Annotated in this window: 20 protein-coding genes; 6 read left to right on the top strand and 14 right to left on the bottom strand. The window is 44.4% G+C overall.

Translation table 11 applies throughout. From position 1 onward, the window contains the following. Nucleotides 1–3,654 (top strand): VWA domain-containing protein (locus OQJ86_RS20410; RefSeq protein WP_265989804.1); only part of this gene is annotated, 3,654 nt, incomplete at its 5' end. A 67-nt stretch (nucleotides 3,655–3,721) separates the two neighbouring features. Here the strand turns inward: OQJ86_RS20410 and OQJ86_RS20405 are convergent. Next, nucleotides 3,722–4,915: a class I SAM-dependent methyltransferase gene (locus tag OQJ86_RS20405; RefSeq protein WP_038881960.1), complete on the bottom strand. Its 1,194-nt coding sequence runs from the start codon at nucleotides 4,913–4,915 to the stop codon at nucleotides 3,722–3,724. Between the two features lie 186 nt (nucleotides 4,916–5,101). Then, nucleotides 5,102–6,505 carry a methyl-accepting chemotaxis protein gene (locus tag OQJ86_RS20400; protein ID WP_038881961.1) on the bottom strand — a complete coding sequence of 468 codons (1,404 nt, stop codon included), beginning with the start codon at nucleotides 6,503–6,505 and terminating at the stop codon, nucleotides 5,102–5,104. Nucleotides 6,506–6,595: 90 nt separating this feature from the next. Here OQJ86_RS20400 and yccX point away from each other — a divergent pair, with 90 nt between their 5' ends. Further along, nucleotides 6,596–6,868, top strand: a complete 273-nt coding sequence (gene yccX / locus OQJ86_RS20395; RefSeq protein ID WP_038881962.1) for an acylphosphatase — start codon at nucleotides 6,596–6,598, stop codon at nucleotides 6,866–6,868. A 47-nt stretch (nucleotides 6,869–6,915) separates the two neighbouring features. Here the strand turns inward: yccX and OQJ86_RS20390 are convergent, their stop codons facing one another. Continuing rightward, nucleotides 6,916–7,245, bottom strand: a complete 330-nt coding sequence (locus OQJ86_RS20390; RefSeq protein WP_038873035.1) for a TusE/DsrC/DsvC family sulfur relay protein — start codon at nucleotides 7,243–7,245, stop codon at nucleotides 6,916–6,918. Between the two features lie 419 nt (nucleotides 7,246–7,664). On the opposite strand from OQJ86_RS20390, the gene OQJ86_RS20385 reads away from it, so the two are divergent. Next, on the top strand, nucleotides 7,665–8,021 hold the full coding sequence (locus tag OQJ86_RS20385; RefSeq protein ID WP_038873032.1) for a putative quinol monooxygenase: 357 nt from the start codon (nucleotides 7,665–7,667) through the stop codon (nucleotides 8,019–8,021). Nucleotides 8,022–8,096: 75 nt separating this feature from the next. Here the strand turns inward: OQJ86_RS20385 and OQJ86_RS20380 are convergent, their stop codons facing one another. The 5 genes from OQJ86_RS20380 to OQJ86_RS20360 form a co-directional block, all read right to left on the bottom strand. After that, nucleotides 8,097–8,759 carry a Bax inhibitor-1/YccA family protein gene (locus OQJ86_RS20380; protein WP_005446774.1) on the bottom strand — a complete coding sequence of 221 codons (663 nt, stop codon included), beginning with the start codon at nucleotides 8,757–8,759 and terminating at the stop codon, nucleotides 8,097–8,099. Between the two features lie 343 nt (nucleotides 8,760–9,102). Further along, nucleotides 9,103–9,852, bottom strand: a complete 750-nt coding sequence (locus OQJ86_RS20375; protein WP_038873031.1) for an amino acid ABC transporter ATP-binding protein — start codon at nucleotides 9,850–9,852, stop codon at nucleotides 9,103–9,105. 23 nt (nucleotides 9,853–9,875) lie between these two features. Next, on the bottom strand, nucleotides 9,876–10,973 hold the full coding sequence (locus tag OQJ86_RS20370; protein ID WP_045403257.1) for an amino acid ABC transporter permease: 1,098 nt from the start codon (nucleotides 10,971–10,973) through the stop codon (nucleotides 9,876–9,878). Between the two features lies 1 nt (nucleotide 10,974). Continuing rightward, on the bottom strand, nucleotides 10,975–12,180 hold the full coding sequence (locus OQJ86_RS20365) for an amino acid ABC transporter permease (RefSeq protein ID WP_038873025.1): 1,206 nt from the start codon (nucleotides 12,178–12,180) through the stop codon (nucleotides 10,975–10,977). A gap of 82 nt (nucleotides 12,181–12,262) precedes the next feature. Continuing rightward, the gene (locus OQJ86_RS20360; RefSeq protein ID WP_038881965.1) at nucleotides 12,263–13,291 is read right to left on the bottom strand and encodes an amino acid ABC transporter substrate-binding protein; all 1,029 of its coding nucleotides are present in this window, start codon (nucleotides 13,289–13,291) and stop codon (nucleotides 12,263–12,265) included. A gap of 461 nt (nucleotides 13,292–13,752) precedes the next feature. Between OQJ86_RS20360 and OQJ86_RS20355 the strand changes: the two genes are divergently transcribed. Further along, complete coding sequence (locus OQJ86_RS20355; protein ID WP_039976839.1) at nucleotides 13,753–14,673, top strand: NAD(P)-dependent oxidoreductase; 921 nt, start codon at nucleotides 13,753–13,755, stop codon at nucleotides 14,671–14,673. A 105-nt stretch (nucleotides 14,674–14,778) separates the two neighbouring features. On the opposite strand, the gene OQJ86_RS20350 is transcribed toward OQJ86_RS20355, so the two are convergent. Together OQJ86_RS20350 and OQJ86_RS20345 are read right to left on the bottom strand one after the other, a co-directional pair. Beyond that, the gene (locus OQJ86_RS20350) at nucleotides 14,779–15,261 is read right to left on the bottom strand and encodes a YajQ family cyclic di-GMP-binding protein (RefSeq protein ID WP_038873018.1); all 483 of its coding nucleotides are present in this window, start codon (nucleotides 15,259–15,261) and stop codon (nucleotides 14,779–14,781) included. 32 nt (nucleotides 15,262–15,293) lie between these two features. Then, nucleotides 15,294–16,346: a 3-deoxy-7-phosphoheptulonate synthase gene (locus OQJ86_RS20345; RefSeq protein ID WP_038873016.1), complete on the bottom strand. Its 1,053-nt coding sequence runs from the start codon at nucleotides 16,344–16,346 to the stop codon at nucleotides 15,294–15,296. Between the two features lie 396 nt (nucleotides 16,347–16,742). On the opposite strand from OQJ86_RS20345, the gene OQJ86_RS20340 reads away from it, so the two are divergent. Next, nucleotides 16,743–17,234 carry a PaaI family thioesterase gene (locus OQJ86_RS20340; RefSeq protein WP_038873013.1) on the top strand — a complete coding sequence of 164 codons (492 nt, stop codon included), beginning with the start codon at nucleotides 16,743–16,745 and terminating at the stop codon, nucleotides 17,232–17,234. Nucleotides 17,235–17,259: 25 nt separating this feature from the next. Here OQJ86_RS20340 and OQJ86_RS20335 read toward each other — a convergent pair whose 3' ends face one another. Continuing rightward, nucleotides 17,260–18,612: a hypothetical protein gene (locus OQJ86_RS20335; RefSeq protein WP_038873010.1), complete on the bottom strand. Its 1,353-nt coding sequence runs from the start codon at nucleotides 18,610–18,612 to the stop codon at nucleotides 17,260–17,262. 182 nt (nucleotides 18,613–18,794) lie between these two features. Here OQJ86_RS20335 and OQJ86_RS20330 point away from each other — a divergent pair, with 182 nt between their 5' ends. After that, the gene (locus OQJ86_RS20330) at nucleotides 18,795–19,631 is read left to right on the top strand and encodes a S1 RNA-binding domain-containing protein (protein ID WP_038873007.1); all 837 of its coding nucleotides are present in this window, start codon (nucleotides 18,795–18,797) and stop codon (nucleotides 19,629–19,631) included. Between the two features lie 324 nt (nucleotides 19,632–19,955). On the opposite strand, the gene rsmF is transcribed toward OQJ86_RS20330, so the two are convergent. The 3 genes from rsmF to OQJ86_RS20315 form a co-directional block, all read right to left on the bottom strand. After that, nucleotides 19,956–21,392, bottom strand: a complete 1,437-nt coding sequence (gene rsmF / locus OQJ86_RS20325) for a 16S rRNA (cytosine(1407)-C(5))-methyltransferase RsmF (RefSeq protein ID WP_045406695.1) — start codon at nucleotides 21,390–21,392, stop codon at nucleotides 19,956–19,958. Between the two features lie 132 nt (nucleotides 21,393–21,524). Beyond that, the gene (locus OQJ86_RS20320) at nucleotides 21,525–24,179 is read right to left on the bottom strand and encodes an MlaD family protein (RefSeq protein WP_042603381.1); all 2,655 of its coding nucleotides are present in this window, start codon (nucleotides 24,177–24,179) and stop codon (nucleotides 21,525–21,527) included. Continuing rightward, nucleotides 24,172–25,419, bottom strand: coding sequence for a paraquat-inducible protein A (locus OQJ86_RS20315; RefSeq protein ID WP_045404448.1), 1,248 nt, complete (start codon nucleotides 25,417–25,419; stop codon nucleotides 24,172–24,174). Before OQJ86_RS20315 ends, OQJ86_RS20320 begins: the two co-directional genes overlap by 8 nt. Between the last annotated feature and the right edge of the window lie 22 nt (nucleotides 25,420–25,441).

The following is a 25,441-nucleotide window of genomic DNA, read 5'->3' as shown; positions in this document are numbered from 1 at the left end:
GCACAAGGCACGGGTACCATTGTTGATGACGGTAGCGGCCCGGGACCTGAGCCAGATGACGACCGTCCAGTTGTTGCATCAATTAGCAACGCGACAGTCAATGAAGGTGATCCTGCCACATTAGATGTCACGTTAAGCAATCCGAGTACGACAGATACTGTTGTGAGTATGACACTCGCTGATGGTACAGCAGATGGTGGCGTTGATTACACTGAGACCTCAGTAACTATTACTTATGCGGACAATTCAACGCAAGTGGTGTCTGTGAATCCAGATGGTACTTTTGATGTTACCGTACCGGCGAACGATACAACTTACAGCGTTACTGTAAACACCATCAATGATACTGTCTTTGAGAGTTCCGAAACCTTCACGCTTGCTGGTGCAACCTCTATCCAAAATACGCCAGTGCAAGGTACTGGTACGATTTTAGATAACGACGCGCCTCCGGCCATCGGCAATGTGGTTGATGCGATTGTTTCTGAAGAAGGGTTACCTGATGGTATCGCCGATACTATGGGAACTCCTTCAGACTCCACGAACTCGGCGAGCTTTGTTGGCTCATTCACAGTCAGTGACCCTGATACGACGAACGTGAGTGTTGTACTTTCCGGACCAAATGGATTGGCATCTGGAGGTGAACCTGTTACTTGGTCTTGGAACGCCAATACTCAAACACTCACCGCATCAACGGCAAGTATTGCCAGTGTAGCAACAGTCGTGTTGACAGAACCAAGTGCCGCAGGGCAAGGAACATGGGGTTACACCATCACACTCTTAGAGCCACTCGATCATCCAGTTAATGACGTCGAAGATTTGATCGACTTTGATGTGCAGATCTCGGTGAGTGATGGTCAAACCACAAGCTCCCAAAGTATGAACGTGGTTGTCGAGGATGACTGTCCACATGTTCCAACGTCTTCTCAAGCCGTAGATGTGTCGCTGGCAGATATTCCGGAAATTCTCACCGGCAATATTAGTTTTGTTGGTAATGAATCCGATGCATTCAGCCGAACTTTCGGAGATGTCGAAGTGACTGCCTTGGGATTTTTGTCTAATGAGTCTACCGATCTTGGCGCCGCAGAGATTAATCAAACTTCATCAGGTATTGGTGTGAAAAGTGTCGGTAATAACGGCTATCCACTTGCTAATGAAGTGGACTATCGTTTTGCCAATGATACTGGTGTCTCAGAGCAATTGGTCATCGACTTGGGCGATAAGATTGCATTTGGGGCTGAGATCGAATTCGAGAAGATGTTTGGTGGGGAGCTAGAAGAAGGTCTTGCGTCTTTCTATCGAGATGGTGTTTTGATCGCACAGCAAGCGTTTAACTCTGATGCGGCAAGTGGTGACTATGCGGCTAACTTTAGTGTTCAACAGGGTGGTTTTGACAAGGTTATTCTTGAAGCAACTGGCAACGGGAACGGGCCAAATACCGCAGACAACAGTGACTTTACCGTCAAATCTATCACCTTTACTGGGGCTGACTCCTCCATTCCAATTGCAACAGCAGAGGGGAATTTAGGCGCACTCTATGGTGCTGATGGCCCAGGAAGTATCGTTCTTAATGGTGCTGATAATGGTCTAGAAACGCTTGATGGCGAGGCTATTAGTGTTGCGATTGATCCTCAGAACCCAAACAGATTAGTCGGTGAAGCGAACGGCGAGTTGGCGTTTGAAGTTCAATTAACGCCAAGTACCGGGAAGTGGGAATTCTTCCAGTACGTACCTCTGACTTCTCCAAGTGGTGATGGTGATATCGACTTCAGTTACACGATTACCGATAACGATGGTGACAGTAAAACGGGGAATTTTGCGGTTAATCCATATGCGCCTCCGATTGTTGAAGGCGTCACGCTTAATGTTTCTGAAGAAGGTTTGGGTAATGCCATTGCCGATGACTTCGCGCTGAATGGTTTTATGGACACTACAGACTCAACGTTAGATATGGATCAGTTAACACTTGGTCAAACGGTTGACTCTGTCGCACTGAATGTCCCAACTGCGAACCTAACCAGTAACGGTGAGGCAATCACATGGACCTTGTCCAACAACGACCAATTGCTTGTTGGTTCAGCGGATGGAGAAGAGGTCATTAAGATTTCGGTTAGTGATACGGGGGCAATCTCTACTGAACTTCTTGGCCCAGTAGATCATCCAGATACTTCTGGCGAGGACTCTTTAAACATTGAGGTGCCTGTCGTTGTTTCGAATGCTCTTGGGTTGACGAATTCCGCGGTAGCAAATGTTGTTATTGAAGATGATTCACCTGATTCGACATCCATTGTTCATGATGTGGTCGCGGAAACAAAAGAGAGCGCTAACGTTCAATTGATCATGGATGTTTCAGGCTCGATGCGTACGGGTAATCGACTTCAAATAATGAAGGACTCGGCAACTCAGTTATTAAATCAGTACGAATCGATTGGCCAAACTCGGGTTCAAATAATCAAATACAGTGGTTCGGCAACAACGTACGCTATTGCTGGGGCAACATGGTTAACCGTAGATGAAGCGAAAGCGTACATTGATACGCTTAGTGCTGGCGGTGCAACCAATTACAATCGCGCAATTAATGAAGCGAAGGACTCTTGGGATGATGCGGGTAAATTACCTAGTGCATCAAACGTGAGCTACTTCTTATCTGATGGTCAACCAAATCCAGCCTCATCATTCATCAACGATGCTCGTGAGAACAGTTGGATAGATCACTTGACCGATTCTGATAATAAGATCACGGCGCTGGCTTATGGTATGGGTGTGAACCTGATGCCTGATCAGTTAGACCGTGTTGCTTACGATGGTTTCTTAAACCAAGACCTTGATGGTGTAGTCGTGCCTGACGTTACTCAGCTGCCTCCAGTTATGTTGCAGTCCGTGATTCAACCTGTTGGTGGTAACCTCATGTACACCACATCACCGGATACAGGTATTGGTGCAGATGGCGGTTACATCAGCGAAATAGAACATGACGGTGTCACTTATTCATTTGACGGTACAGACTTGACGGTTGTAGACAACAACAACGACATCTCACATGCGTTTGACGATATCACGAAGTTGCTCACTATCTACATCGACAGTAAGCACTCGTTGGAAGTCGATTTGAATGATGGCGCATATGCCTTCTATGGAGCGGTAGGCGACACAGTAGAAACGTTAGACTTCGATTACGTACTGACCGATAACGATGGTGACCAATCTGAAAATACACTTCAGTTTGTGATTGACGAAAATGGTGGCGTAAACGCGGCGAGCGGTGGTACTGCGAACATCATCGAAGCGGAAGTGGATGTAAGCCATGACATTTTAATTGGTAATGACAACGAAGCGGACATATTTAGATGGGTTAATGACTCACTAGATTCCGGCACGGACTTGGTGCGTGGCTTTGAACGAGACCTCGACACTCTAGATCTAAACCAAGTTGTTGAAGATGCAGGGCATAACACCATTGAAGAGCTGCTCAATAGTATCGACCTAAATGTGGACGGCGAAGATCTATCGCTTGAAATCACCCACAACGAGGGTAATTCCATCCAAACGATCGTCATTGAAAAAGGAGCTTCCGAGTTTAGCGACTTGATCATCGGAAATATGGACTTTGAAAGAGATGTCTTATCGGCTCTCACGAAAGTTAATTTAGATTCATAATAAAAAAGGGCCAACAGGCCCTTTTTCTATGTTTCAATTCTTTAACGTTGGCTATGACTAAGCCCGATTATAGGACCTTACACGCAAAACCTTTTAGGTAGAAACCTTCTGGGTAAGCCGTATCCGTTGGGTGATCGGCAGCTTGCTCAAAACGCTCTACGAACTTAACTTGGCGGTTTGCATCTACTGCGGCGTCAGCAATGATTTTTTGGAACAGAACTTGGTCCATCAAGCCTGAGCAAGAGTAGGTCAGTAGTGTGCCACCTGGGTTTAGAATTTGCATCGCCAACATGTTGATGTCTTTGTAGCCACGACATGCACCGTTTAGCTGTGCTTTGCTTTCTGCAAACTTCGGTGGGTCCATGATCACAACATCGAACTTCGTACCTTGGTCACGGTATTCGCGTAGTAGTTTGAACACGTCAGCGTTTAGGAACACAGCGCGTTTTTTAGAGATATCAAACTCGTTCAGTTCTGCGTTGAACTTCGCTGTGTCTAGAGCAGGTTGCGACACGTCCGCATTGATAACGCGTTTTGCGCCGCCTTTTAGTGCGTACAGACCAAAACCACCGGTGTACGAGAAACAGTTCAGAACTTCTTTGTCTTTCACGTACTTCATCGCTTGTTGGCGGCTGTCACGTTGGTCTAGGTAGAAACCCGTTTTATGACCACCAACGATGTCTACGCTGATTTTTACGCCGTTCTCTTCAATCACCACTGATTTTGGTGGCTCTTCACCGTGCAGTACGCCAGTGGTTTCTTTCAAACCTTCTTTCTTGCGTACCGCGACGTCTGAACGCTCGTAAACGTTGCAGTCAGGGAAACACTCAACCAAAGCATCAACAATCACTTGCTTGTTGTATTCTGCGCCCGCACTTAGAAGCTGACACACAAAGAAGTTTTGGTAACGGTCGATAGTAACGCCAGGCATACCATCAGATTCTGCCGCGATAAGACGGTAGCCAGTTAGGCCATCGCGTTCGATAATGTCTTCACGAAGAAGCTGAGCGTTGTTGAAGCGCTTAACGAAGAAGGCTTTGTTGATTTCTTCTTTTTCAAAACTCCAGATGCGAGCACGAATTTGAGACTCTGGTGAGTACGCTGCTTTAGCTAGCCATTTTCCGTCGTGAGTGAATACATCAACGGTTTCGCCGAGCGCTGGTTCGCCCTCAACTTTACTGATGCCTCGAGAGAAGATCCAAGGGTGCTTGCGCTTAACCGATTTCTCACGACCTTTTACCAAATAGATAGCAGCTGTCATTTCTTTAGCTCTTGTTGAATTTTGAAAGGGGCGTATTGTCCGGGATGTTGCCCGCAAAAGCAATATCCATCGACAATCCAATCATTTGTAGAGGCTTTAATTATAAACTGATGAGTGGAGTAACGGATGGGTTTTCCAGACACAAAAAAGGGCCACCGAAGTGACCCTAGTTATTCGTTTTAGCGATTACGCTTTTAAGCCAGTCAGTAGCGACTCCATGGTGTCACTTTGAGCTCGAAGCTGCTCAACGTTTTGCGACGTTGTGCTGATCATCGTACATACATTGTTTGCTTGTATACGAATCTCTTCAACGCTTGATGCGATATTGTCTGCCACGACACCTTGCTCCTCAGCTGCTGTCGCAATTTGAATGCTGCTGTCTGAGATAGTTTGGTTCTTGTCTGCTAGTGAGCCGATTTCGTGGTTCACTTCAGCCATCAGAGTTTGGCCTTCGTTCGCATTGTGAACCGTTACTTCCATCAGTTTAGTCAGTGATTGGCTGTTACGTTGTAGCGCTTCAATCATTGCTTGAATCTCAACTGTCGCTTGTTGAGTGCGGCCTGCAAGAGCACGAACTTCATCAGCAACAACCGCAAAGCCACGACCTTGTTCGCCTGCACGAGCCGCTTCAATTGCAGCGTTCAAGGCGAGTAGGTTAGTTTGCTCAGAGATACCGTTGATGGTTGTGACCACTTCATCAATCTGCGCTGCGTTTGCATCTAGCTCTTCAACCGCTTGAGATGCCGATTGGATCTCAGTAGAAAGGTTCGAGATAGAGTGAAGGGTATTTTCCACTTTCACCTGACCTGATTGCGCGACGCTGCGAGCATCATCAGTTTGTGTACTTGAGTCATGAGCCAGTGTTGCTACTTCACGAATCGTGGAAGCCATCTGCTCTGTTGCACTTGCTAGTGAGTTAAGGTGCTCTTGTTGGGTATTAGAGATCTCAGAGCTGTTATGAATTGAAAGGTTAAGGTCAGAGCTGATTTGCTGCATCAGCGCTACGGATTCTTGAATCGACTGAACCATCTTTTGTTCGCGATCCGCTACTTTGTCGATAGTAATCGCGATTTCGCTGAACTCATCACGAACACGGAAGAAATTCATACGCGCGGTTAGATCACCATCTGCCAGCGTGTTGAGCGCTTTGTTCATCGTAAACATCGCACCACCGATGAAAGTCATGATGTAGTAAACACCCATCGCGATGATGAATAGAGTCACAAGAATAATACTGACTTGCGTTGTAGAAAGTGCGGTCCATAAAGACTGCTCATGGTTTGCTACAAGGCTAAATGCGCCATTCAGCACGGACACGGAATCTGGACCAGTACCAAAGGTAATGGTGTCTGAGCCAGCAATAAGGTTTGCAACTTGAGATTGCGAAAGGTTACCAGCCTCGATTAGCCCTTTCATCAGCATTAATTCTTCCTGATACAAACCAGAAATCATGGAGTCAGCAGCACTGTTTAAGACTAAAGTGAGAATGACCAATGCAAGAAGAGGAAGAAAGAAGAGTAAATAGAACTTTTCTTGAATTTTTAAATGGATGAGATACTTATCAATCCAACGGAAGGGAATTTCTTTCATAATTATTATAACCATATAAAAACCCACTATCCTTAGTGGGGTAAATAGACGCAAATAATATATCACTCAAATATAGGGAGCGGTATACGGATGGTACTAAAGTGTGAGAAGTTTCTGATAGTAGGGCATGTTCAAGGGGTAGGATTTCGATACCACACGTCACATCAAGGTTTGAAGTTAGGTTTAACGGGGTATGCAAAGAATTTGAACAATGGTGATGTTGAGGTAATCGCTTGTGGTACAGAGGCGCAAATCGCAGCGTTTTCGGCGTGGTTGGAGGATGGACCGCGGACGGCAACAGTAGATAGCGTTACCCAAGAGAGTGTATCCTACAAACCTTTCCGCGGATTTAAGATCTTATAGTTTTATAAGCAGTGATCTTTTTAGTCGTGTTTTTGCAAACTAGAGTACTACAAGCATTTCGCTGGTTTTGGCAATCCTGCCAATTTTGTCGCTTGTTTTGCAGGGCCTTTTTTAAATAATTTGAATAGGTATTTACTGTTACCTTTTTCTGGGCCGTGCGCTTTTTCCATCGCCTTCACAAGCATTCGAACTGCTGGTGATGTATTGAACTCTTCATAAAAATTACGCACGAAGTGAACTACTTCTAAGTGAGCTTCGGTAAGTTCGATTTCTTCATCTTTTGCTAGAAGCGCAATCATACCTTCTTCCCACTGGGTGTGATCAAGTAAGTAACCTTGAGAATCGGTTTCTATTTCTTTGCCGTTGTATACGAACATCGCTTTGTATCCGCTAAGTAAACACTGGTGTGTATAGGGTAGCGTAGAGCGAAGCTTAGACTCAACAAAAGAATCTATGAAAGCTTCTGAGCGAAGTAAATTTACACAATCGAGAGCTCACGTAAAGGTAAAGGCGTTGAGCCTAACTACTTTTTCATTATTCACAAAAATGTAAGTTTATTCACGTTGTTGGAAAATTATCGGGGTGAGTATTTTGGTATCTGCATTTTTATGCTGAATTTGGAATAATGTCTCTGTTTTATTAGTGGGAATAGAGCAGAGTTATCGTTATTTCACTGCCTTTTGTTTTATTCAGCTATTGCTGGCGATGTGTATCGCACTTTATCGTTACTGGACGTGAACTTTTTCATTGTTCGTTTACCTTTTTGATAGCACTACTCAACAATGAAGGAAATCGAATGACAAGCCGTGTCTATGTTTTAGCTCAATTTAAACCAAAAGAAGGAAAAGAAGCCGAGTTATTTGAAGTACTCAAAGCACTAGAGCCAGATTCCTATCGAGAAGAGGGATGCATCCAATATATGCTCACTCGGCAAATTGATCACCCCAGTGCGATGAGAAATGACTATCCGATTGTGTTTAATGAAATTTGGGAAGATGCAGAATCTTGGGCAGCGCATGGGCGAAGAAAGCAGATTCAACATTTCTTTGAAACTCAAGTGAAAGCCGAGACAGGATTAGTTGAAGACGCGATGGTTACGGCATACAGCGATGAAGGGTATGACTACGATGCGCCCATCTATGAACCAGAATAGACACTGCTAAAAAGTGAAAAGAAAAAGCCCGAAGCATAACTTCGGGCTTTTGAGTTTTGGGTTCAATCTAACGAATTAGTCGTCGTTCATGATGCCTAGAATGCTTAGTAGGCTGATGAAGATATTGTAGATTGAAACGTATAGCGTAATCGTTGCAGAGATGTAGTTTGTTTCACCGCCACGGATGATGCCTTGCGTAGTCATCAAAATAGCCATGGTAGAGAAAACAATAAACAAGCTGCTCATTGCTAGGTGCAGGATAGTTGATTGGATAAAGATGCTCGCAATCATACCGACTACTAGAACAACGAATAGAGACAACATCAGGCCACCCATCATAGATAGGTCGCGTTTGGTTGTTAGAGCGTAAGCAGAAGCTGCCATGAATGACAGAGCGGTACCGCCAAGTGCAGTAAGAACCACATCGCCCATACCAGCGCCGATGTACATGTTTAGAATTGGACCGATGGTGTAACCCAAGAAACCAGTAAATAGGAATGTAAATACCAGACCCATGCTGTTGTTACGGTTCTTTTCAGTCAGGAATAGTAAGCCGTAGAAACCAACCAACATCAGGATAATGCCCGGACGTGGCAAGTTAAACGCCATTGAAACGCCAGCAACCAGTGCTGACCATAGTAAAGTCATTGAAAGTAGTGCATATGTATTACGCAATACTTTGTTGGTTTGTAGAGCACTCTCTTGAGTAGTAGTGCGTGAAAACATAGGACTGTTCATAATCTTCCTCTATAAGGGACCGTCTTATCTTTGATATATAGACATATATGGGCCCGAAAGTTCAAAAAATCAAGCCCGACACGTCTATCTCTAGAACAAAATAATAATAGAAATAGTGTGTTATGTATGTGGCAACTTGTAACACAATATTACTGCCTTGCATAGTTAGGAAGGGCTTGGCAATCAAAGGTATGAAGGTTACCTCACGAACTTTTTTGTAAAATCGAACAAATTTACAACGTATTGAATCAACTGGATTTTCGTAACATCGATTTGAGGCAAACAAAAAGCGCCGATTTTTTCGAATCGACGCTTCACTTTTTTAGCGTTTTTTTGCGACTAATTAATGGTGAAGAATTTGCGCAAGGAAGTTCTGAGTTCGATCAGATTGTGGATTTTCAAAGAAATCGACAGGGTTGTTCTCTTCGATGATTTCGCCTGCGTCCATGAAGATAACGCGATCTGCAACTTCTTTCGCGAAGCCCATTTCGTGTGTTACACAAAGCATGGTCATGCCTTCTTCCGCCAGTTCAACCATTACATCAAGAACCTCACGTACCATTTCTGGATCGAGCGCTGATGTCGGTTCATCAAACAACATCACCTTTGGGCTCATGCAAAGAGAGCGTGCAATCGCTACACGTTGTTGCTGACCACCTGAAAGCTGACCTGGATACTTATCTGCTTGATCTGGGATCTTAACACGCTCTAGGTACTGCATCGCGATGGCTTCCGCTTCTTCCTTTGGCATCTTCTTCACCCAAATTGGGGCAAGTGTACAGTTCTCTAGAACCGTTAGGTGAGGGAAGAGATTAAAGTGCTGGAAACACATGCCGACTTCGCGACGAACGGCTTCGATGTTCTTTAGGTCTTCGGTTAATTCGGTGCCTGAAACATAGATGTTGCCTGCTTGATGTTCTTCCAAGCGGTTGATACAACGAATCATGGTCGATTTGCCAGAGCCAGAAGGACCACAGATAACAATCTTTTCGCCTTTCTTTACATCGAGGTTGATGTTCTTTAGTACGTGAAACTCACCATACCACTTATTCATGTCCTTCAGCTGGATCATATAGTCTTGTTGTTGCGTCATAATACGTCCTTGATCTTGATGAGTTATCGTTTGTGACCGGTATGAAGTCTATTTTCGAGCCATATCGAGTAGCGTGACATGCCAAAACAGAATACCCAAAACACTAACGCGACAAATACATAACTTTCTGTAGCGAAGCCTAACCATTCAGGGTCAGTGTTCGCTGCTTGTCCTATACCAAGTACATCAAACATACCGATAATAAGCACAAGGCTGGTGTCTTTGAACAAACCAATAAAGGTGTTCACGATAGAAGGGATAGTAATCTTAAGAGCCTGAGGCAAGATGATCAGTCCCATCTTTTTCCAATAGCTTAAACCTAACGCATCGGCGGCTTCGTACTGGCCCTTTGGAATCGCTTGTAAGCCACCACGCACCACTTCTGCCATATAAGCGGCACTGAACATCACAACACCGATTAGGGCGCGGATAAGTTTGTCCGTTTCTGAGCCTTGGGCAAGAAAGAGCGGGAGCATGACGGATGCCATGAAGAGTACCGTAATTAAAGGTACCCCTCGCCATACCTCAATATAGATAGTACAAATACTGCGGATGATAGGCATGTCCGAACGACGGCCTAACGCTAACGCCACACCAATAGGTAAGGAGACGACGATACCGACTAAGGCGATGATCAGCGTAACCAGCAAGCCACCCCATTTATGTGTCTCAACCACTTCTAGGCCGAATACCCCGCCATACAATAATGCTGCGATAATGAACGGGTATATGTTCACAAAGAATAGCCAAATCCAAATACGTTTTGGGGTCTTCTCGTAAGCGAGGAGTGCTGTGAATATCGCCAAGGTAATGTAGAACAAACGTGGTCGCCACAGTTCAGCTTCTGGATAGAAACCGTACATAAACTGCTCCCAGCGTACGCTAATAAATACCCAACATGCGCCTTCACGGGAACAGTCATCTCTCGTTGTGCCAACCCAATCGGCATTAATGAATGCCCAATCCGCAATGTTCCAAAGTGCAGAAAACACAATGTAGGCAAGGATGATGGTAACAACCGAGTTAACTGGGCCGTTGAATAGGTTTTTGCGCAGCCATCCCACAATACCGACGGTATTGGACGGAGGTGGAAGATCAGGCTGAAATTGATGTGTGCTCATATTATCTCTCCACCAGCGCTACTTTTCGGTTGTACAAGTTCATCAACGCCGACGTTATCAAGCTCAATGTTAGGTATACACCCATCGTCATTGCGATGATTTCGATCGCTTGTCCAGTCTGGTTCAGCGTTGTACCGGCAAAGACCGAAACAAGGTCTGGGTAGCCGATTGCCATTGCCAACGAAGAGTTCTTCGTCAAGTTCAAGTATTGGCTTGTTAGAGGAGGGATAATGATTCGCAATGCTTGCGGAATCACCACCAGTTTCAATGTTTTTGCTCTTGGTAAGCCCAGCGACATAGCGGCTTCGGTCTGACCATGATTCACTGCATTAATACCAGATCGAACAATCTCAGCAATAAACGATGCAGTGTAAACACTTAGCGCTAACAGAAGGGCTGCGAGCTCCGGAATAATGCTGATACCACCGCGGAAGTTGAAGCCTTTTAATTCTGGGTACTCCAAAGAGATCGGCATGCCTGTTACAAAATAAACCACCAAAGGCAGACCAATCACTAGACCGAACACAATTCGTCCCATTGGTGTTTGTTGGCCTGTTAATCGCTGTTTGTTTTTAGCCCAACGATTGATTAAGAAACTTGCAATGACACCTATGATGAGTGCTGCAACCACAAGACCACCGCCAGCTTCAATTACCGGTGAGGGGAAGTAAAGACCGCGCACATTCAGGAAAACGGATTCGCCAAGACTTAAGCTTTGCCTTGGAGATGGAAGGGCTTGTAGAACCGCGAAATACCAAAAAAAGATCTGTAAAAGTAGAGGGATATTTCGGAACGTTTCAATGTAAACAGCCGCCAAACGACTGACCAGCCAGTTAGAAGAAAGGCGTGCAATCCCCATAACGAAACCTATGACGGTTGCGAGGATAATACCCAACACAGACACGAGTGCAGTATTAAGTAAGCCAATGACAAACGTACGCCCATAAGAGAACGTTTCGTCATATTCGATGAGTGTGAGTCCAATACCAAAGCCCGCTTCTTGATTAAGGAAACCAAAGCCGGTGGCGATACCACGAGCGTCGAGATTGGTTAGTGCATTGTTGATGATTGTGTAAAAGAAAAATACCAGTGCGGCGATGGCAATGATCTGGAAAATAGCAGAACGAAAAGCTGGGTTATAAATCAGACTCTTGCTTCCGCTTGGTTTGGACATCGTACTTTGCGATGCATTATTCGTCGGTTTCATACAGCGATAACCTCAAACCCTTATATAGAATAGATTCAGCCAAGAAAAAGGGCGGCATGCACCGCCCTTATTTAACTCGTTTCTATCGGATAGGTGGTGCGTACATAAAGCCGCCTGCATTCCACAGTGCATTTACGCCGCGAGAAATCTTAAGAGGCGAACCAGTACCTACCGTACGCTCAAAGCTCTCACCATAGTTACCGACTTGCTTGATAACTTGGTAACCCCAATCGTCACGGATACCTAGACCTTTACCTTTAGGGCCGTCAACACCAAGAATGCGTTTGATGTTTGGATCTTTCGATTTCAACATTTCATCGGCGTTCTTAGAACTGATGCCATATTCTTCCGCATTCACCATTGCAAATAGCGTCCATTTAGCGATGTTGAACCATTGATCATCACCTTGACGAACAACAGGACCTAGTGGTTCTTTTGAAATGATTTCTGGAAGTACGGTTGCTGAAGAAGGGTCTTTAAGGTTTAAGCGAAGGGCATAAAGGCCAGATTGGTCAGTAGTAAGAACATCACATCGACCAGCATCAAAACCTTTAGAGGTTTGCGCGGCGGTATCAAATACCACTGGCTTGTAAGCCATACCTTGGTTACGGAAGTAATCTGCTAGGTTAAGCTCTGTGGTTGTACCTGATTGCACACATACAGAAGCGCCATCAAGTTCTTTTGCACTTGAGATACCAAGATCTTTCTTCACCATAAAGCCTTGACCATCGTAGTAGTTAACGCCTACGAAGTTCAAACCAAGAGCAGTGTCGCGATGAAGTGTCCAGGTGGTGTTACGTGAAAGCACATCGATTTCACCCGATTGTAAAGCTGTGAAACGTTCTTTCGCGGTTAGGGGTACATATTTAACTTTCGTTTTATCCCCAAGAACGGCTGCGGCCAGTGCTTGGCAATATTCTACGTCGATACCTTCCCATTCGCCTTTAGAGTTAGGGTTTGAGAAACCAGGTAGACCGGTACTTACGCCACAAGTGATAAAACCTTGTTTTGTGACTTTGTCCAGAGTCGTGTCTGCTGCTTGCGCTGATGTCGTCATCATGGCAGTAGAAGCCGCTACGACGGAAGCAAGAACTGTGAGTTTATTTGCCATTTGTATCCTTCCTGTATGATCCATGTTTAATCAGGAGCGACCTGATACAACGTGTCCAATTTATTTGTGTTATCGTCCTATCTGGTTGATTTTCAATGAAACGGTAATCGACAAATCAACCAGTTATAAGCGTAGGTAAGGATCTGCTAATTCTCAAATATATAATTTAAAAAGAGTTTTGGAGAGAACTTACAAAGAACCTTGCGATTTAGAATGGCGAAATGTTAAATGTTTGTAAATAGTGCAACTGGTTGTCAAATTAGTGCATCAGAACAATCACTAAAAGAGTGTCAAAAACAAAAGGATAATAATTTGTTATTAAAAGTATCATTAGTAGAGGCGGGCTGAGTAAGCCGAAAATTTGAACAAAAATTATTTGTGACATCGAAACTAGGTGAACAGGTTGCCCTGTTTTTGGTAGCATGAATTTCGACAGTTATTTGAAGTAATCATGGATTGAAATGCGATATTTTCCTCTGTTCTTAGATTTAGTAGATAAACCCGTGCTGGTTGTAGGCGGTGGTGAAGTAGCAAGCCGTAAAGTAGAAGCCCTACTTAAAGCTGGGGCGGACGTTACGATTGTCTCCCCAAGCCTTGTCGACTTTCTTGATAAGCTTGCGCAAGAGCAACAAGTGCGATGGATTCAACGTTTTTATTCTAGTGACATTGTCACGAAATCGTTCATTCAAGTTTGGGCAACCACGGATAATCCAGAGTTAAACCATCAGGTTTACAAAGACGCTAAAGAGCTTGGCATATTAGTTAACGTTGTTGATGACAAGCCGTACTGTGATTTTATTACGCCTTCAATGATTAATCGTGGCCGCATTCAAATTGCCATTTCAAGTGGTGGCGCGTCTCCTGTTTTGATTCGAAATATTCGTGAAAAGCTTGAAGCTATTCTTCCGCAAAATATGGGATTGATGGCGGAGTTCGCTAACTCCAAACGCAATTCGATTAAAGAGGCACTACCGAGCGTCGACTTACGCAGGAAATTTTGGGAAAGTTATTTCTCTCATCCAGAAGTAGAGAACGCTCGCGATAATCGCGAATTGGAAATCATTTATCAACAAACCATGGCAAAACCTTTGGACGAGGAGGGAAGCTGTACCTGGATTCAAGTTGGGCAAGATGTCGAAATGCTGCCTATCAAAGCAGTCCGTTACATGCAGCAAGCCGAACTTGCCTTGTATTCGACGATGTGCGAAGTGGACGTCATGGAGTTGGTAAGAAGGGATGCTGAACGTGAACCTTTTAGAAGTGCCACCGAACTTTCTGATATGTTGACTAAAGCGAGAAAAGAAAACTTACGTGTGTGCGTGTTTGTACCTTCAGGGACGAGTGAATTCTCTTTATTGCAAGGGCAAGACCTAGTTATCTGATTATTTTGCATATAGTTTACGGACATAAAAAACGCCGACGAATAACTCGTCGGCGTTTTCAATTCTCGGTTTCCTCAATCGACAGGTGTTAATTGAGGAACCGAATTAATCACGGAAGTTGTTGTACTGAAATGGGATACCCATATCTGCTTCACGGATCGCTGCAATCGTCGCTTGGAGATCATCGCGCTTCTTACCTGTTACGCGAACTTTGTCGCCTTGGATAGAAGCTTGAACTTTAAGCTTTGCGTCTTTGATTAGCTTAACCACTTTCTTTGCGGTTGGTGTATCAATGCCTTGGCGGAAAGCAACGTTTTGGTGCCAGTTTTTACCTGTTGCTTCTGGATTTTTTGCGTCCATAGCATTTGCATCAATGTTGCGTTTAGCCAAGTGGCTACGCAGAATGTCACGCATTTGCTTAAGCTGAAACTCGCCTTCTGCTGACACTTTTACATTTTCTTCTACTAGCTCAAAGCTCGCATTCACATTGCGGAAATCGAAACGAGTAGACAGTTCACGGTTAGCGTTATCAACCGCGTTACGTAGTTCGACGGTATCGATTTCTGAAACAATATCAAACGATGGCATGAAGATTCCTTGATTATCTTGTTATAGGGAAATTACTTACTGGATTTAACTGCGGCTGCCAGCATATCTAGCATGGTTACAGTATCATCCCAACCTAGACATGGGTCAGTGATCGATTGACCGTAAGTTAGGTTGTTAATATCAGTCATTGGCTGATTGCCTTCAATAATGAAGCTCTCTGCCATAATACCAGCAATACGTGTGCTGCCTGACTTAATTTGGTCGCAAATGTCTTGAGCAACATCGATTTGTTTACGGTGTTGTTTTTGGCAGTTTGCGTGACTGAAATCGACGATCAAACGCTGCGGCAAATCGAACTCTGCTAGCGCGTCACAAGCTTGTTTAACAGAAGCTTCGTCAAAGTTAGGGCCTTTCTCACCACCACGAAGAATAATGTGACCGTAAGGGTTGCCGCTAGTGCGGTACACCGTCATACGCCCATTCTTGTCTGGGGAGTAGAAGTAATGTGATGCTTTAGACGCACGAATCGCATCAATGGCAATTTTCACGTTGCCGTTAGTACCGTTCTTGAAGCCAACTGGGCAAGATAGGGCAGACGCCATTTCACGGTGAATTTGCGATTCAGTCGTACGAGCACCAATTGCGCCCCATGTGATCAAATCAGCAATGTACTGGCCTGTAATCATATCAAGAAACTCAGTAGCAGTCGCAAGACCAAGCTTGTTGATATCCAGTAGCAGTTTACGCGCTTTGTGAAGACCGGCTTCAAGCGCATAAGAACCATCTAGGTTAGGGTCAGTAATCAAACCTTTCCAACCAACTACTGTACGCGGCTTTTCAAAGTATGTACGCATAACGATGAACAGTTCGTCTTTGTACTGATCTTGAATTTCGCTAAGACGCGTCGCGTAGTCAATTGCCGCTTCAGTGTCATGCACTGAACATGGGCCAACGATAGCGAGGATACGGTCATCCTCACCAGTTAAAATCTTTTCAATTTGTCGACGAGATTGAGCGATACGGTCAGCTACATCATCAGTGATTGGATGTACACTACCTAGCTCTGCGGGTGTCGGCATTGGACCCAAAGGTTGGGTTCTCAATTCATCTGTTTTTATAGGCATGTTATAGCTTTATTCTCTATTGCGAAGCGGTAAAGATAACGGAATTATAGTTAGGAATAAACCGTTTCACGGGATTCTTATCTAGTAAATACCGAATTGTATGTACTGCTGTTGGTATTCATTGGTGTTGCTTATATATAAATGACAAAACATGCTCTGGATATCAATACATAGTTGTTTGAATTTATAACCGTTTTTTCTATTTGCTAACAGAATAATTGTGCCAAATCGTAAGCAAAGCGTTGTAGGTTGGGAGTTTCATATATTGTGACCATGTCACGCGAAAATGCGCAAACGATTTGTTTTTTAACCAAGATCGATTTCTCGTTAACATTTCTTTGACATCTTTGAAGTTTGTTGATTGACTGGTCAGACTAGTTTAAGGGGAGTTTCAAAATGTTTTCAGCGGTTCGTCGTGCAAACCTTTACCTCAATCTGTTTGGCTTTTCAAAAGTGCCTTTAATTTGGCTATGTCGACCGAAGATCCTTGCGATTGATGATCAGCATGTCGAAGTAAGAATCCCGCTCAAGCGAAGAACCAAGAATCATCTTAATAGTATGTATTTTGGCGCATTGGCTGTTGGGGCAGATGTTGCTGGTGGCTTTCTTGCTATGAGTAAAGCACAAGAGCAAGGAGAGAAGATTTCACTCGCGTTTAAAGGAGTAAGTGCTGAATTCTTAAAACGTCCTGAGGGTGACGTACACTTTGTCTGTCATGATGGCCCTGTGATTGATGAAATGCTCAAAATCACGCTAGAAACCGGTGAACGCGTTAATCGAGATGTGAAGATCACCGCATTGTGTCCAAAGATTAATGGTGATGAACCAATGGCCGAGTTCTCTTTAACGCTCTCCATCAAAAAAGCAGCCCAAAAGCAGGCTGCTTAACTTAAGAATAGTGACTGACGTTAGTTTAATTCAACTCTATTTTCTCAATAGACACGATTTTCGAACGGTTTAACACGACTTTCCAACGATAGAAGACAGGCTCGTCAGTGTGGTTGTCTTCTTTCACAATCACGTTGACCAAGTGTCGCTTCTCTACAGACTCTTTACTCACTTGCCCTTCGTTCAGGCGATATACGCGGTTAGAGCTTTTGTCCATCAAACGGATAATTGGGCGCAAACTGATGTTTAGCGTTTCACGAGTTTGTTCATAGCCACTCAAAAATAACGACGTCGCCATCTCAGTTTTTGCGTGGTAATGAAGAATTTGTTCTTCACGCTGGACGACGCGTTTCTTACGAATGTTCTGAATGCGATCAGGCAAGCTCGAAAGGGAGCGATAGTCCAACCATTCCAATTTTCGACCCACCACTTTCTTTGTTGTCGGGTCCATGTACTTCTTACGCCACTTCGGTTTGCCTTTGCGGATCCAACGCCACATCGCGTCGCGTAGGTCATCTTTAAAGATTTCACGTAGAGCATAGATAAACGACATCGCAATGATAAAAGATGCAGAAATCTCTCCTAAGTAATCTCGGGCAAGAATAACGGTACTTGTGACCACGACCATCACCAAGCCGGTGGCTATGCCTTTAATCGCACGCTTGATGTTGTTTCCCATCGACATCGTTTTTTCGCTTAAAACGATAGGGTGCTCAATCAAACGTCTCAGCAAACGCATTTTATTCGACAAACGAGTTACATCTTCAACGACACTCGGCGAGTTATAGTTGTTGAGTTTACGGTGGGCTTGCTCTTTCTCACATAAAGTAATCAGACGATCTTTAATTGTGCTGTAATCGCCTTCGCGAGGAAGGTGCGCGACAAGAGACAAAAATTTTTGCTCAGTGTACCAAGACAAGTAGTTATCAATGTTCACGTAATAACGCTTGAGATTTTCTTCGTAAGGAATGGAACGTCTCAAGCGCTTAAGAATGTCGATAGTCAATTCGATGACTTCATCCACTTCTTCTGCGGTAACACTGTCGTTGTCATGCTTATTCAATGCTGCAACGGCTTTATCCAGAGCCGTGACGTATTGATACGCAAACAAACTCAAACTTACGCGATACTGTCGATTAGATAGGCGCCCTCGTTTGGCCAAGCGGCTATGCACGAGAGGTAGTAGCACTTCTGTACTGTAGTAAGAACGTTTTTGCGTGATGGAAGTGTAATAGAACTCAGACTCGCTGATGATGTCGGAGTTTAAACCTAATTCACCAGGCACAAAAATATAGATATCAAGATCAAGCGTTTTGCTCTTTGCCAATGCGTGGCTAATTTTTAAGGTTATCGAATCCTGTTTGTCGACGGTGACCAAGGAAGGCTCCTGATTTTGCTAAAGCATCCTATACCCATAAGCGTCCATTAAGCACAATAACTTAAGGTCGACTAGGATAAGTAGTTGAACGACGACAGCATAGCAGAGAGGATGGTATTTCTCTCTGATTTTCTTGTCAGTTTGGGTATAATTCCCAGTAAATTTAAAAAGAGACAAATTCAATGATTAAAATTGGTCAAATTAACAGCTTAGAAGTCACTAAAACGGCTGATTTTGGCGTATTTTTGGATGGTGATGATTACGGTTCAGTCATGCTGCCTAATAAATATGTACCAGAAGGTACGAATGTAGGCGATCATATTGACGTATTTCTTTACTTTGATTCAGAAAGTCAGCTAGCTGCGACCATTGATAAACCCATTGCTCAGGTTGGCGAGTGGGGCCTAATGCAAGTCGAAGGTGTCAGTAGCACTGGTGCTTTCGTAAATTGGGGCATCAAAGAAAAAGATCTTCTTATCCCGTTTAGTGAGCAACGTGCGCGCTTTACCGCTGGTCAAAACATTCTGGTTTACGTGTACACAGATAAAGCATCTGGTCGTATTGTCGGTACAACTAAGTTCAATAAGTGGCTGGATAAAACGCCAGCAAACTATGAAGTGAACGAAGAAGTTAACCTAATCATCGCAGAACGTAGCCAACTTGGTTATAAAGCGATTGTGAACGGCGAGCATTGGGGAATGATCTTCCCATCGGATGTGTTCGGTAAGCTGTTTATTGGTAAAAAGCTGAAAGGCTACATTAAGCAAATTCGCGAAGACGGCAAAATCGACCTTGCGCTACAAAAAGTAGGCGTGGCGAAAATGGATGATCTTTCGAGTAAAATCCTAGAGCTTTTAGAGAAGAAGGGTGGTTTCCTACCTCTAAACGATAAATCTACGCCAGAAGCGATTTTTGCAGCTTTCCGTACAAGTAAAGGCACGTTCAAAAAAACCATCGGCGGTTTGTACAAGCAAGGTAAGCTCGTGATTGAAAAAGACGGTATTCGTCTCGCTGAATAGAGCTTTAAGTTGCTGGTGGCGGAGGTTCATCAAGTTCAAACTCGATTTGGACGAAAATAGCAGTCAAAAAAATGGCCCAAACTCGTCCTTATTTTGGGCCTAGGGGAAACGGCTCCTTTCATAGAGCCTGCGCTAAACTTTTGACCAACACATATTGTTGGTGAACATAGAGAGAAATGCCGTTTCAAAGCGATGCTTTGATATCTTCAGTTTAGTACAGGGGACTCGAATCGCTAGTGAACCCAGTTCCAATCATGCTTTAGAACCAAAAAGCCATCGTAAATACGATGGCTTTTCATTTGTTTATAGAATTTCACTTTGCTACTAAAATAAGTTCTTATCTCGCACTAATTCTCGTGGAAGGCCGTTTTTAATGCGGCTACTTACCCATTTACCAAGGCCAATGATCGCGCCTTCGTACTTCACTAATACTTCGCCTTTGCCGGTTTTCATCTCAGCTGGAATGTTTTGAGGGCGAACGTCTCGGCCCATATACCATTCACGAGCTTCGTCGATCGTAAGCTCAATCGCATTTTTCTCTAAACCTGTCGCCAGCGCCGTTGCTACTTGATGTTGCCAACGGTAGCCATTCTTATGCGCTTCGGCAATCTTGATACCCATGCGAGAGAAACGCAGTTCGCCAATCATCGGCTCTAGTGCGTCTGGGAAAAGCCACACATCTTTATCACGAATCCAAACCGTGCTGTCTTCAGGTAACTTGATGTCCATTGCGCTTTGAAGCTGGTTAGCTATATCAGTGGATTCTTTGTTAGACGCTTTAACAAATGGGAATTTACCCATGCGTTTTTTGACTTTTGGTGCTTCTACGGCAGCAAGCTTACGTATACGTGCAACAAAGAAACCCTCACAGTCATACACTTGAGGGAAGATGTGCAAGAAGCCTTCTTCAGTCAACGCCGCCTCGGCATTATTAAACAGATCTTTTAAGCTCTCGAATTCAACCGCGTCACCAAATGTTTCTTTAAGATGATGGCAAACTTGTTGGTTTTCTTCCGTGCTCAACGTGCAGGTTGAATAAACCATCACGCCGCCAGGTTTAAGAGCGTGGAACGCACTTTCGATCAAATCTTTTTGAGTGTCTGCAATTTCAATGACTGATGCTTGCGTCCAGTTCTTCATTGCGTCTTCATCTTTACGCACTGTGCCTTCACCGGAACATGGTGCGTCTAACAGAACGGCATCAAATTGTTCTGGTAGCCAGCCACCAAACACACGACCGTCGAAGTTACTTAGTGCTGCGTTACGCACACCACAACGTTCGATGTTTGCGTGTAGCACTTTTACACGACTTGCCGCGTATTCATTCGCGACCAAAACGCCTTCATTGTTCATTAAGGCAGCTATTTGAGTTGTTTTAGAACCCGGAGCCGCAGCGGTATCGAGCACTGCGTCATACGATTCGTCATTCATGAATAAGGCGGATACCGGCATCATTGAGCTGGCTTCTTGAATATAAAACAACCCAGACATGTGTTCTGCGGTATTGCCTAATGGTACGAACGATTCATCTGCTTCGATCCAAAAACCAGTCTCACACCAGGGTACAGGAGATAACTTCCAACCTTTTGCCTTTGCTCGCTCTAAAAACGCCTCTAAGCTGACTTTCAACGTATTAACGCGAATACTCTTGCGCAACGGCTTTTGGCACGACGCTACGAAGTCATCCATGTTGAGGTGAGCAGGAAGAATAGTTTTGATTTTTTCCAGAAATGCTTCTGGGATGTAAACATTAGGATGCAAAGTGGAATCTCGATTGCAGAATTTGCTGCAAATGATATACGAAACTGGGTTAGAAACGAATAGCCACAAAGGCTACGGTAATAAAAAAGAGCAGCGATTGCTGCTCTTTAGTCTATCTTGGCTATCTATGAATCATGGTTTGGGGATCGCTGTGCGCCATTCCAACCAACTCTCTTCAGCTTGAGGGTACAAGTAGAAAGAGTGACCTTTTTTTGCTGCTGGTGGAATTTGAGATTGCTCTGGTGTTGAGAAAGCGATACCACCACGTACAAGGCTATCAATTGTACCTGCTTTAATGTTTGCTCCACCTAAACCAATCGAAACATCAACGCCAGACACGTTCCAGAATACACTGTTCTGACGAACTAGGTAGGCATATTCTGGCTGAATTTCAATCTGGGTAATCACACGATCAGCGAATTCTCCTAAATGCACATCCGTTACCTGACCAACTTCCATTTGACGGTATAGGATAGGGGTGCCAATCTGTACTGAGCCACGCTGTTCACTTTGTAAGGTAAAACGCATCCCTTGTGAGCGCGCATTACCTTTCTCTAGATCAAATTTGAATGCTGCTGCACCTTGGCCTGGTTCCACGCTAATGGATTTAGACACTAATGCGCCTAGGTTTTTAACGCCGCCTAAGCCAATTTCTGGCTCAGTTAGCCAAAAGTGTGACCCGGTAACGGCAATATCTTCCACATATTCAGGCAAAATACGGGCAGTCACTTCAACCATTTCTCGGCGGAAGTTAGGGACCACTAAAGTGACTTCACCGACTTTGACACCTTGGTATTTTATTGGCATCCCTTTGCTTACTTCCTGAGAACCGTCTGTTTCCAAAGCGATGACACGTCCAAACTTACGCGCTTGCTTTTGATCTTGATAGAGCTTCCAGCGTTGGCCAATTTTGTTCTCAATACCTGGAATTGAATCGAACGCGATACCGCCTTTAATTAAGGATTTAAGCGGGTGTGCCTTAACGGTGATTCCAGCAAGTGAAGCGTCGACCTCAACGCCTGAGCGATTCCAAAATACGGTTTGAGCCGTAATCAGATGTGCGTAGCGGTTTTCAATCGTTGCTTTTACGATGACACCACCATCGACTAAATTGAAATCAGACACGCTGCCCACGGGCAGATTTCGGTAGAGCAGAGGACTGCCTTTCGAAATCGGAGGCAACTCAGAAGCAAATAAGTTAAGCGTTTTCGAACCACTCTGGTTGTATTGCGCTAATTCAGCTAAAGATTCACTTTGGAATAGCTGGTACTCTTTTTGAATCTTTTCCGCACCTTGGCTAACAAAGCTGATTGAACCTGTTAACAGTTGTTTGGCCGGTGGGACCGTCACACTGAGGCCCGATTCAGTGAGCTCGGCCGATGCACTGCCTGTTACATAGAAGCGGTTGTTGGATTTGATGAGGTGTTTGTATTCTTGATCAATCAACACATCCATGAAAACTTCATGATTCGCTTGCTGAGCTTTCTTTTCATCGAGTAGCCCTACTTTAATGATTGAACCCACAACAATGCCTTTGTAGAGGACGTTTGCACCGCTATCTAAGCCGAATGAGTTATCCGAAACAAGGCGAATCGCTATCGATTTCTCCTGCTGCTGATTAAAGACGTTTTTACGAATAGCAGTAAACTGACGTGCACGTTCACCTTCACCTGGAACGATGGTTAAGAAATTGCCACGAACAAGGTTAGCGATATTTTCGACGCCAGAGAGTGATACTTTTGCTTCTTCAAGAACAAAACGTGTACCAGAGGTAAGCATGTCACTGAATGCGGGTTGGATTGCAGCAGAAGCAAGAATGACCTCACGACCTTCAGATAGGTTTAAATCCGTGACTTGGCCGACTTCAATCCCACGATACATGATCGGAGCACCTTCAGCGCTGATTTTGTTGTCATCTGGAAGGGCAATTTTGATTGCGATACCACGGCCTGCGGTTTTAAGGTCTTTATATAAACGAAATTCTTTATAATCTTCGACTGGCTCACCATCGTCTGGTGAGTCGACCGCGATCGCACCACCAAGTAGGGCGCTCATGCTTTCTAGGCGGACATCAACGCCTTCAAAACCGATGCTTGCACCAATACCACTCACATTCCAAAAACGACTGCGGTTGTTGATGATGTGTCGGTATTGATCCTGAATGTTGGCTTGGATCGTAATGGATTTCGCATCTTCGTTTAATTGGTAGCTGTAAACTTCACCAATAGGGATTTTTTTATAAACAATCTGAGAACCAATGGAAACGCCGCCTAAGTCACGACTTTTTAGTTTGATATTGAGCCCTTGAGTGACACGAAGATCAGTCGGTGCGGAATCAAGTGCGTGGAACGACGTTTCAAACTCTTTACTGTCACCCGGTTGGATAGAAATATAGTTACCGGAGACAAGAGCATCTAACCCAGATACGCCAGTTAAACTTGCGGTCGGTTTAACGAGCCAAAAGCGTGTTTTCTCATTAAGCAATTTGGTTGCTTCTGGGTAAATGTCTGCATCGACATAAATGCTGCCTAAATCCTCAGACAAGTTGATGTCGCGTACCATACCCACTTCCAAGCCTTGATAGCGAATCGTCGTACGGCCAGCAATTAAACCGGCTGCATCAGAGAAGTGGATTTGTACCCGCTGTCCAGCGTCATGAATGGACTTAACGACGAGCCAACCGGCTAAAATCATCGTCAAGATCGGCAGGAGCCAAAGGGGAGAAATGCCTTTACTCCTCTTTATCTCTGGCTCGTATGACGTTTGAGAACTGTTCTGATCACTCATTAATTGACTCTTTTTCTGATTGTTTTGGGGCTTGGTCCCAGATAAGCCTTGGATCAATGCTCTCCGCGGCGAGCATTGTAAGAACGACAACTACACCAAACGCTACCGCACCGTAGCCTGGTGTGAAATCGAGAATTTGTCCACGATCGACCAATGTCATCATGATAGAGATAACAAACAAATCCATCACGGACCATTTACCGATCCACTTTACTGCAAAGTAAACCATCATTCGCTGTCTTCGATACACCGAACGTTTAAATTTTATACATAGCAAGATGTAGGTGAGACCAAGGATTTTTGCCACAGGTACGACAATACTGGCAACAAAAATGATCACTGCGATACCGTACATCCCATTTTTGACTAAACCAGCAACGCCCGAAAATATCGTATCTTCTAAACGTTTGCCGTTCGTAAGCAAGATAGAGATAGGGATTAGGTTCGCCGGAAAAATAGCAATGGTTGCTGCGATTAGGTAAGCCCAAGTTTTTTGGATTGAATTTGGCTTACGATGGTAAAGCGCATGATTACAACGGCGGCATTTATCACCTTCTGGTTGAGAAAGGTGACACTCGTGACAATGTACGTCCTTGTGTTTAAAGTCATAGCTCGTCTCAGACTGCCATGACTCCCAGTAGCGACGGACGCTAATACGAGAAATCAACAAAACAGTGAAGATTTGCAGTAGTACGAGGCCGATCAATCCTGGTCCGACGAAAATGTCAGAGTAGTCCTGAAGCTTGAAACAGGAGATTGCGATACTGACCAAAAATACATCCAGCATGACCCAATGTTTAAGGTGTTGGATTAGCCACAGTGAAACCCTAAGTCCTTTAAACCAACGCTTGCGTAATGACCAATGTGCGGTTACGACAGAGCTACATACGATGAGTGGGGCGAGGGAGCTGCAAAACAGAATTAAGATAGAAAGAAGGACAAAGCCTTCTTGAAACAGCGTAATCATCCCAGATGGCAGTGTTGCCGGTATCATTACACCGAACAGACGAATGCTGATGAAATTAAAAAAATGTGAAGGGATGAACAGGAGAATGCAGGTAACCGCGATAGCAAGGTTACCAGACAAGCTTGGACTGCCACCTCGATACAACTCAGTTCCGCAGCGTGGGCAGTGCGCATTTCTTCGATTAGGTAAATCGACAATATCGACAGGTAACTCGCAACCTTGGCATAAGCGAACATTATTGGGTTGCGACGCATGTTTAGACAGAGAGGTCACAACGACCTCTCCACTAAGAATG

It is taken from the genome of Vibrio sp. Sgm 5 (assembly GCF_026241575.1).
GTDB lineage: Bacteria > Pseudomonadota > Gammaproteobacteria > Enterobacterales > Vibrionaceae > Vibrio > Vibrio jasicida.
Note: the sequence above shows the minus strand (reverse complement) of the source record. Positions and strands in the feature narration are given on the sequence as shown.

Excerpts from the sequence above, each read along its gene's own strand:
- OQJ86_RS20405 (WP_038881960.1), bottom strand. The coding sequence starts at position 4,915 with ATGACAGCTGCTATCTATTTGGTAAAAGGTCGTGAGAAATCGGTTAAG.
- OQJ86_RS20400 (WP_038881961.1), bottom strand. The coding sequence starts at position 6,505 with ATGAAAGAAATTCCCTTCCGTTGGATTGATAAGTATCTCATCCATTTA.
- yccX (WP_038881962.1), top strand. The coding sequence starts at position 6,596 with ATGGTACTAAAGTGTGAGAAGTTTCTGATAGTAGGGCATGTTCAAGGG.
- OQJ86_RS20390 (WP_038873035.1), bottom strand. The coding sequence starts at position 7,245 with ATGTTCGTATACAACGGCAAAGAAATAGAAACCGATTCTCAAGGTTAC.
- OQJ86_RS20385 (WP_038873032.1), top strand. The coding sequence starts at position 7,665 with ATGACAAGCCGTGTCTATGTTTTAGCTCAATTTAAACCAAAAGAAGGA.
- OQJ86_RS20380 (WP_005446774.1), bottom strand. The coding sequence starts at position 8,759 with ATGAACAGTCCTATGTTTTCACGCACTACTACTCAAGAGAGTGCTCTA.
- OQJ86_RS20375 (WP_038873031.1), bottom strand. The coding sequence starts at position 9,852 with ATGACGCAACAACAAGACTATATGATCCAGCTGAAGGACATGAATAAG.
- OQJ86_RS20370 (WP_045403257.1), bottom strand. The coding sequence starts at position 10,973 with ATGAGCACACATCAATTTCAGCCTGATCTTCCACCTCCGTCCAATACC.
- OQJ86_RS20365 (WP_038873025.1), bottom strand. The coding sequence starts at position 12,180 with ATGAAACCGACGAATAATGCATCGCAAAGTACGATGTCCAAACCAAGC.
- OQJ86_RS20360 (WP_038881965.1), bottom strand. The coding sequence starts at position 13,291 with ATGGCAAATAAACTCACAGTTCTTGCTTCCGTCGTAGCGGCTTCTACT.
- OQJ86_RS20355 (WP_039976839.1), top strand. The coding sequence starts at position 13,753 with ATGCGATATTTTCCTCTGTTCTTAGATTTAGTAGATAAACCCGTGCTG.
- OQJ86_RS20350 (WP_038873018.1), bottom strand. The coding sequence starts at position 15,261 with ATGCCATCGTTTGATATTGTTTCAGAAATCGATACCGTCGAACTACGT.
- OQJ86_RS20345 (WP_038873016.1), bottom strand. The coding sequence starts at position 16,346 with ATGCCTATAAAAACAGATGAATTGAGAACCCAACCTTTGGGTCCAATG.
- OQJ86_RS20340 (WP_038873013.1), top strand. The coding sequence starts at position 16,743 with ATGTTTTCAGCGGTTCGTCGTGCAAACCTTTACCTCAATCTGTTTGGC.
- OQJ86_RS20330 (WP_038873007.1), top strand. The coding sequence starts at position 18,795 with ATGATTAAAATTGGTCAAATTAACAGCTTAGAAGTCACTAAAACGGCT.
- OQJ86_RS20320 (WP_042603381.1), bottom strand. The coding sequence starts at position 24,179 with ATGAGTGATCAGAACAGTTCTCAAACGTCATACGAGCCAGAGATAAAG.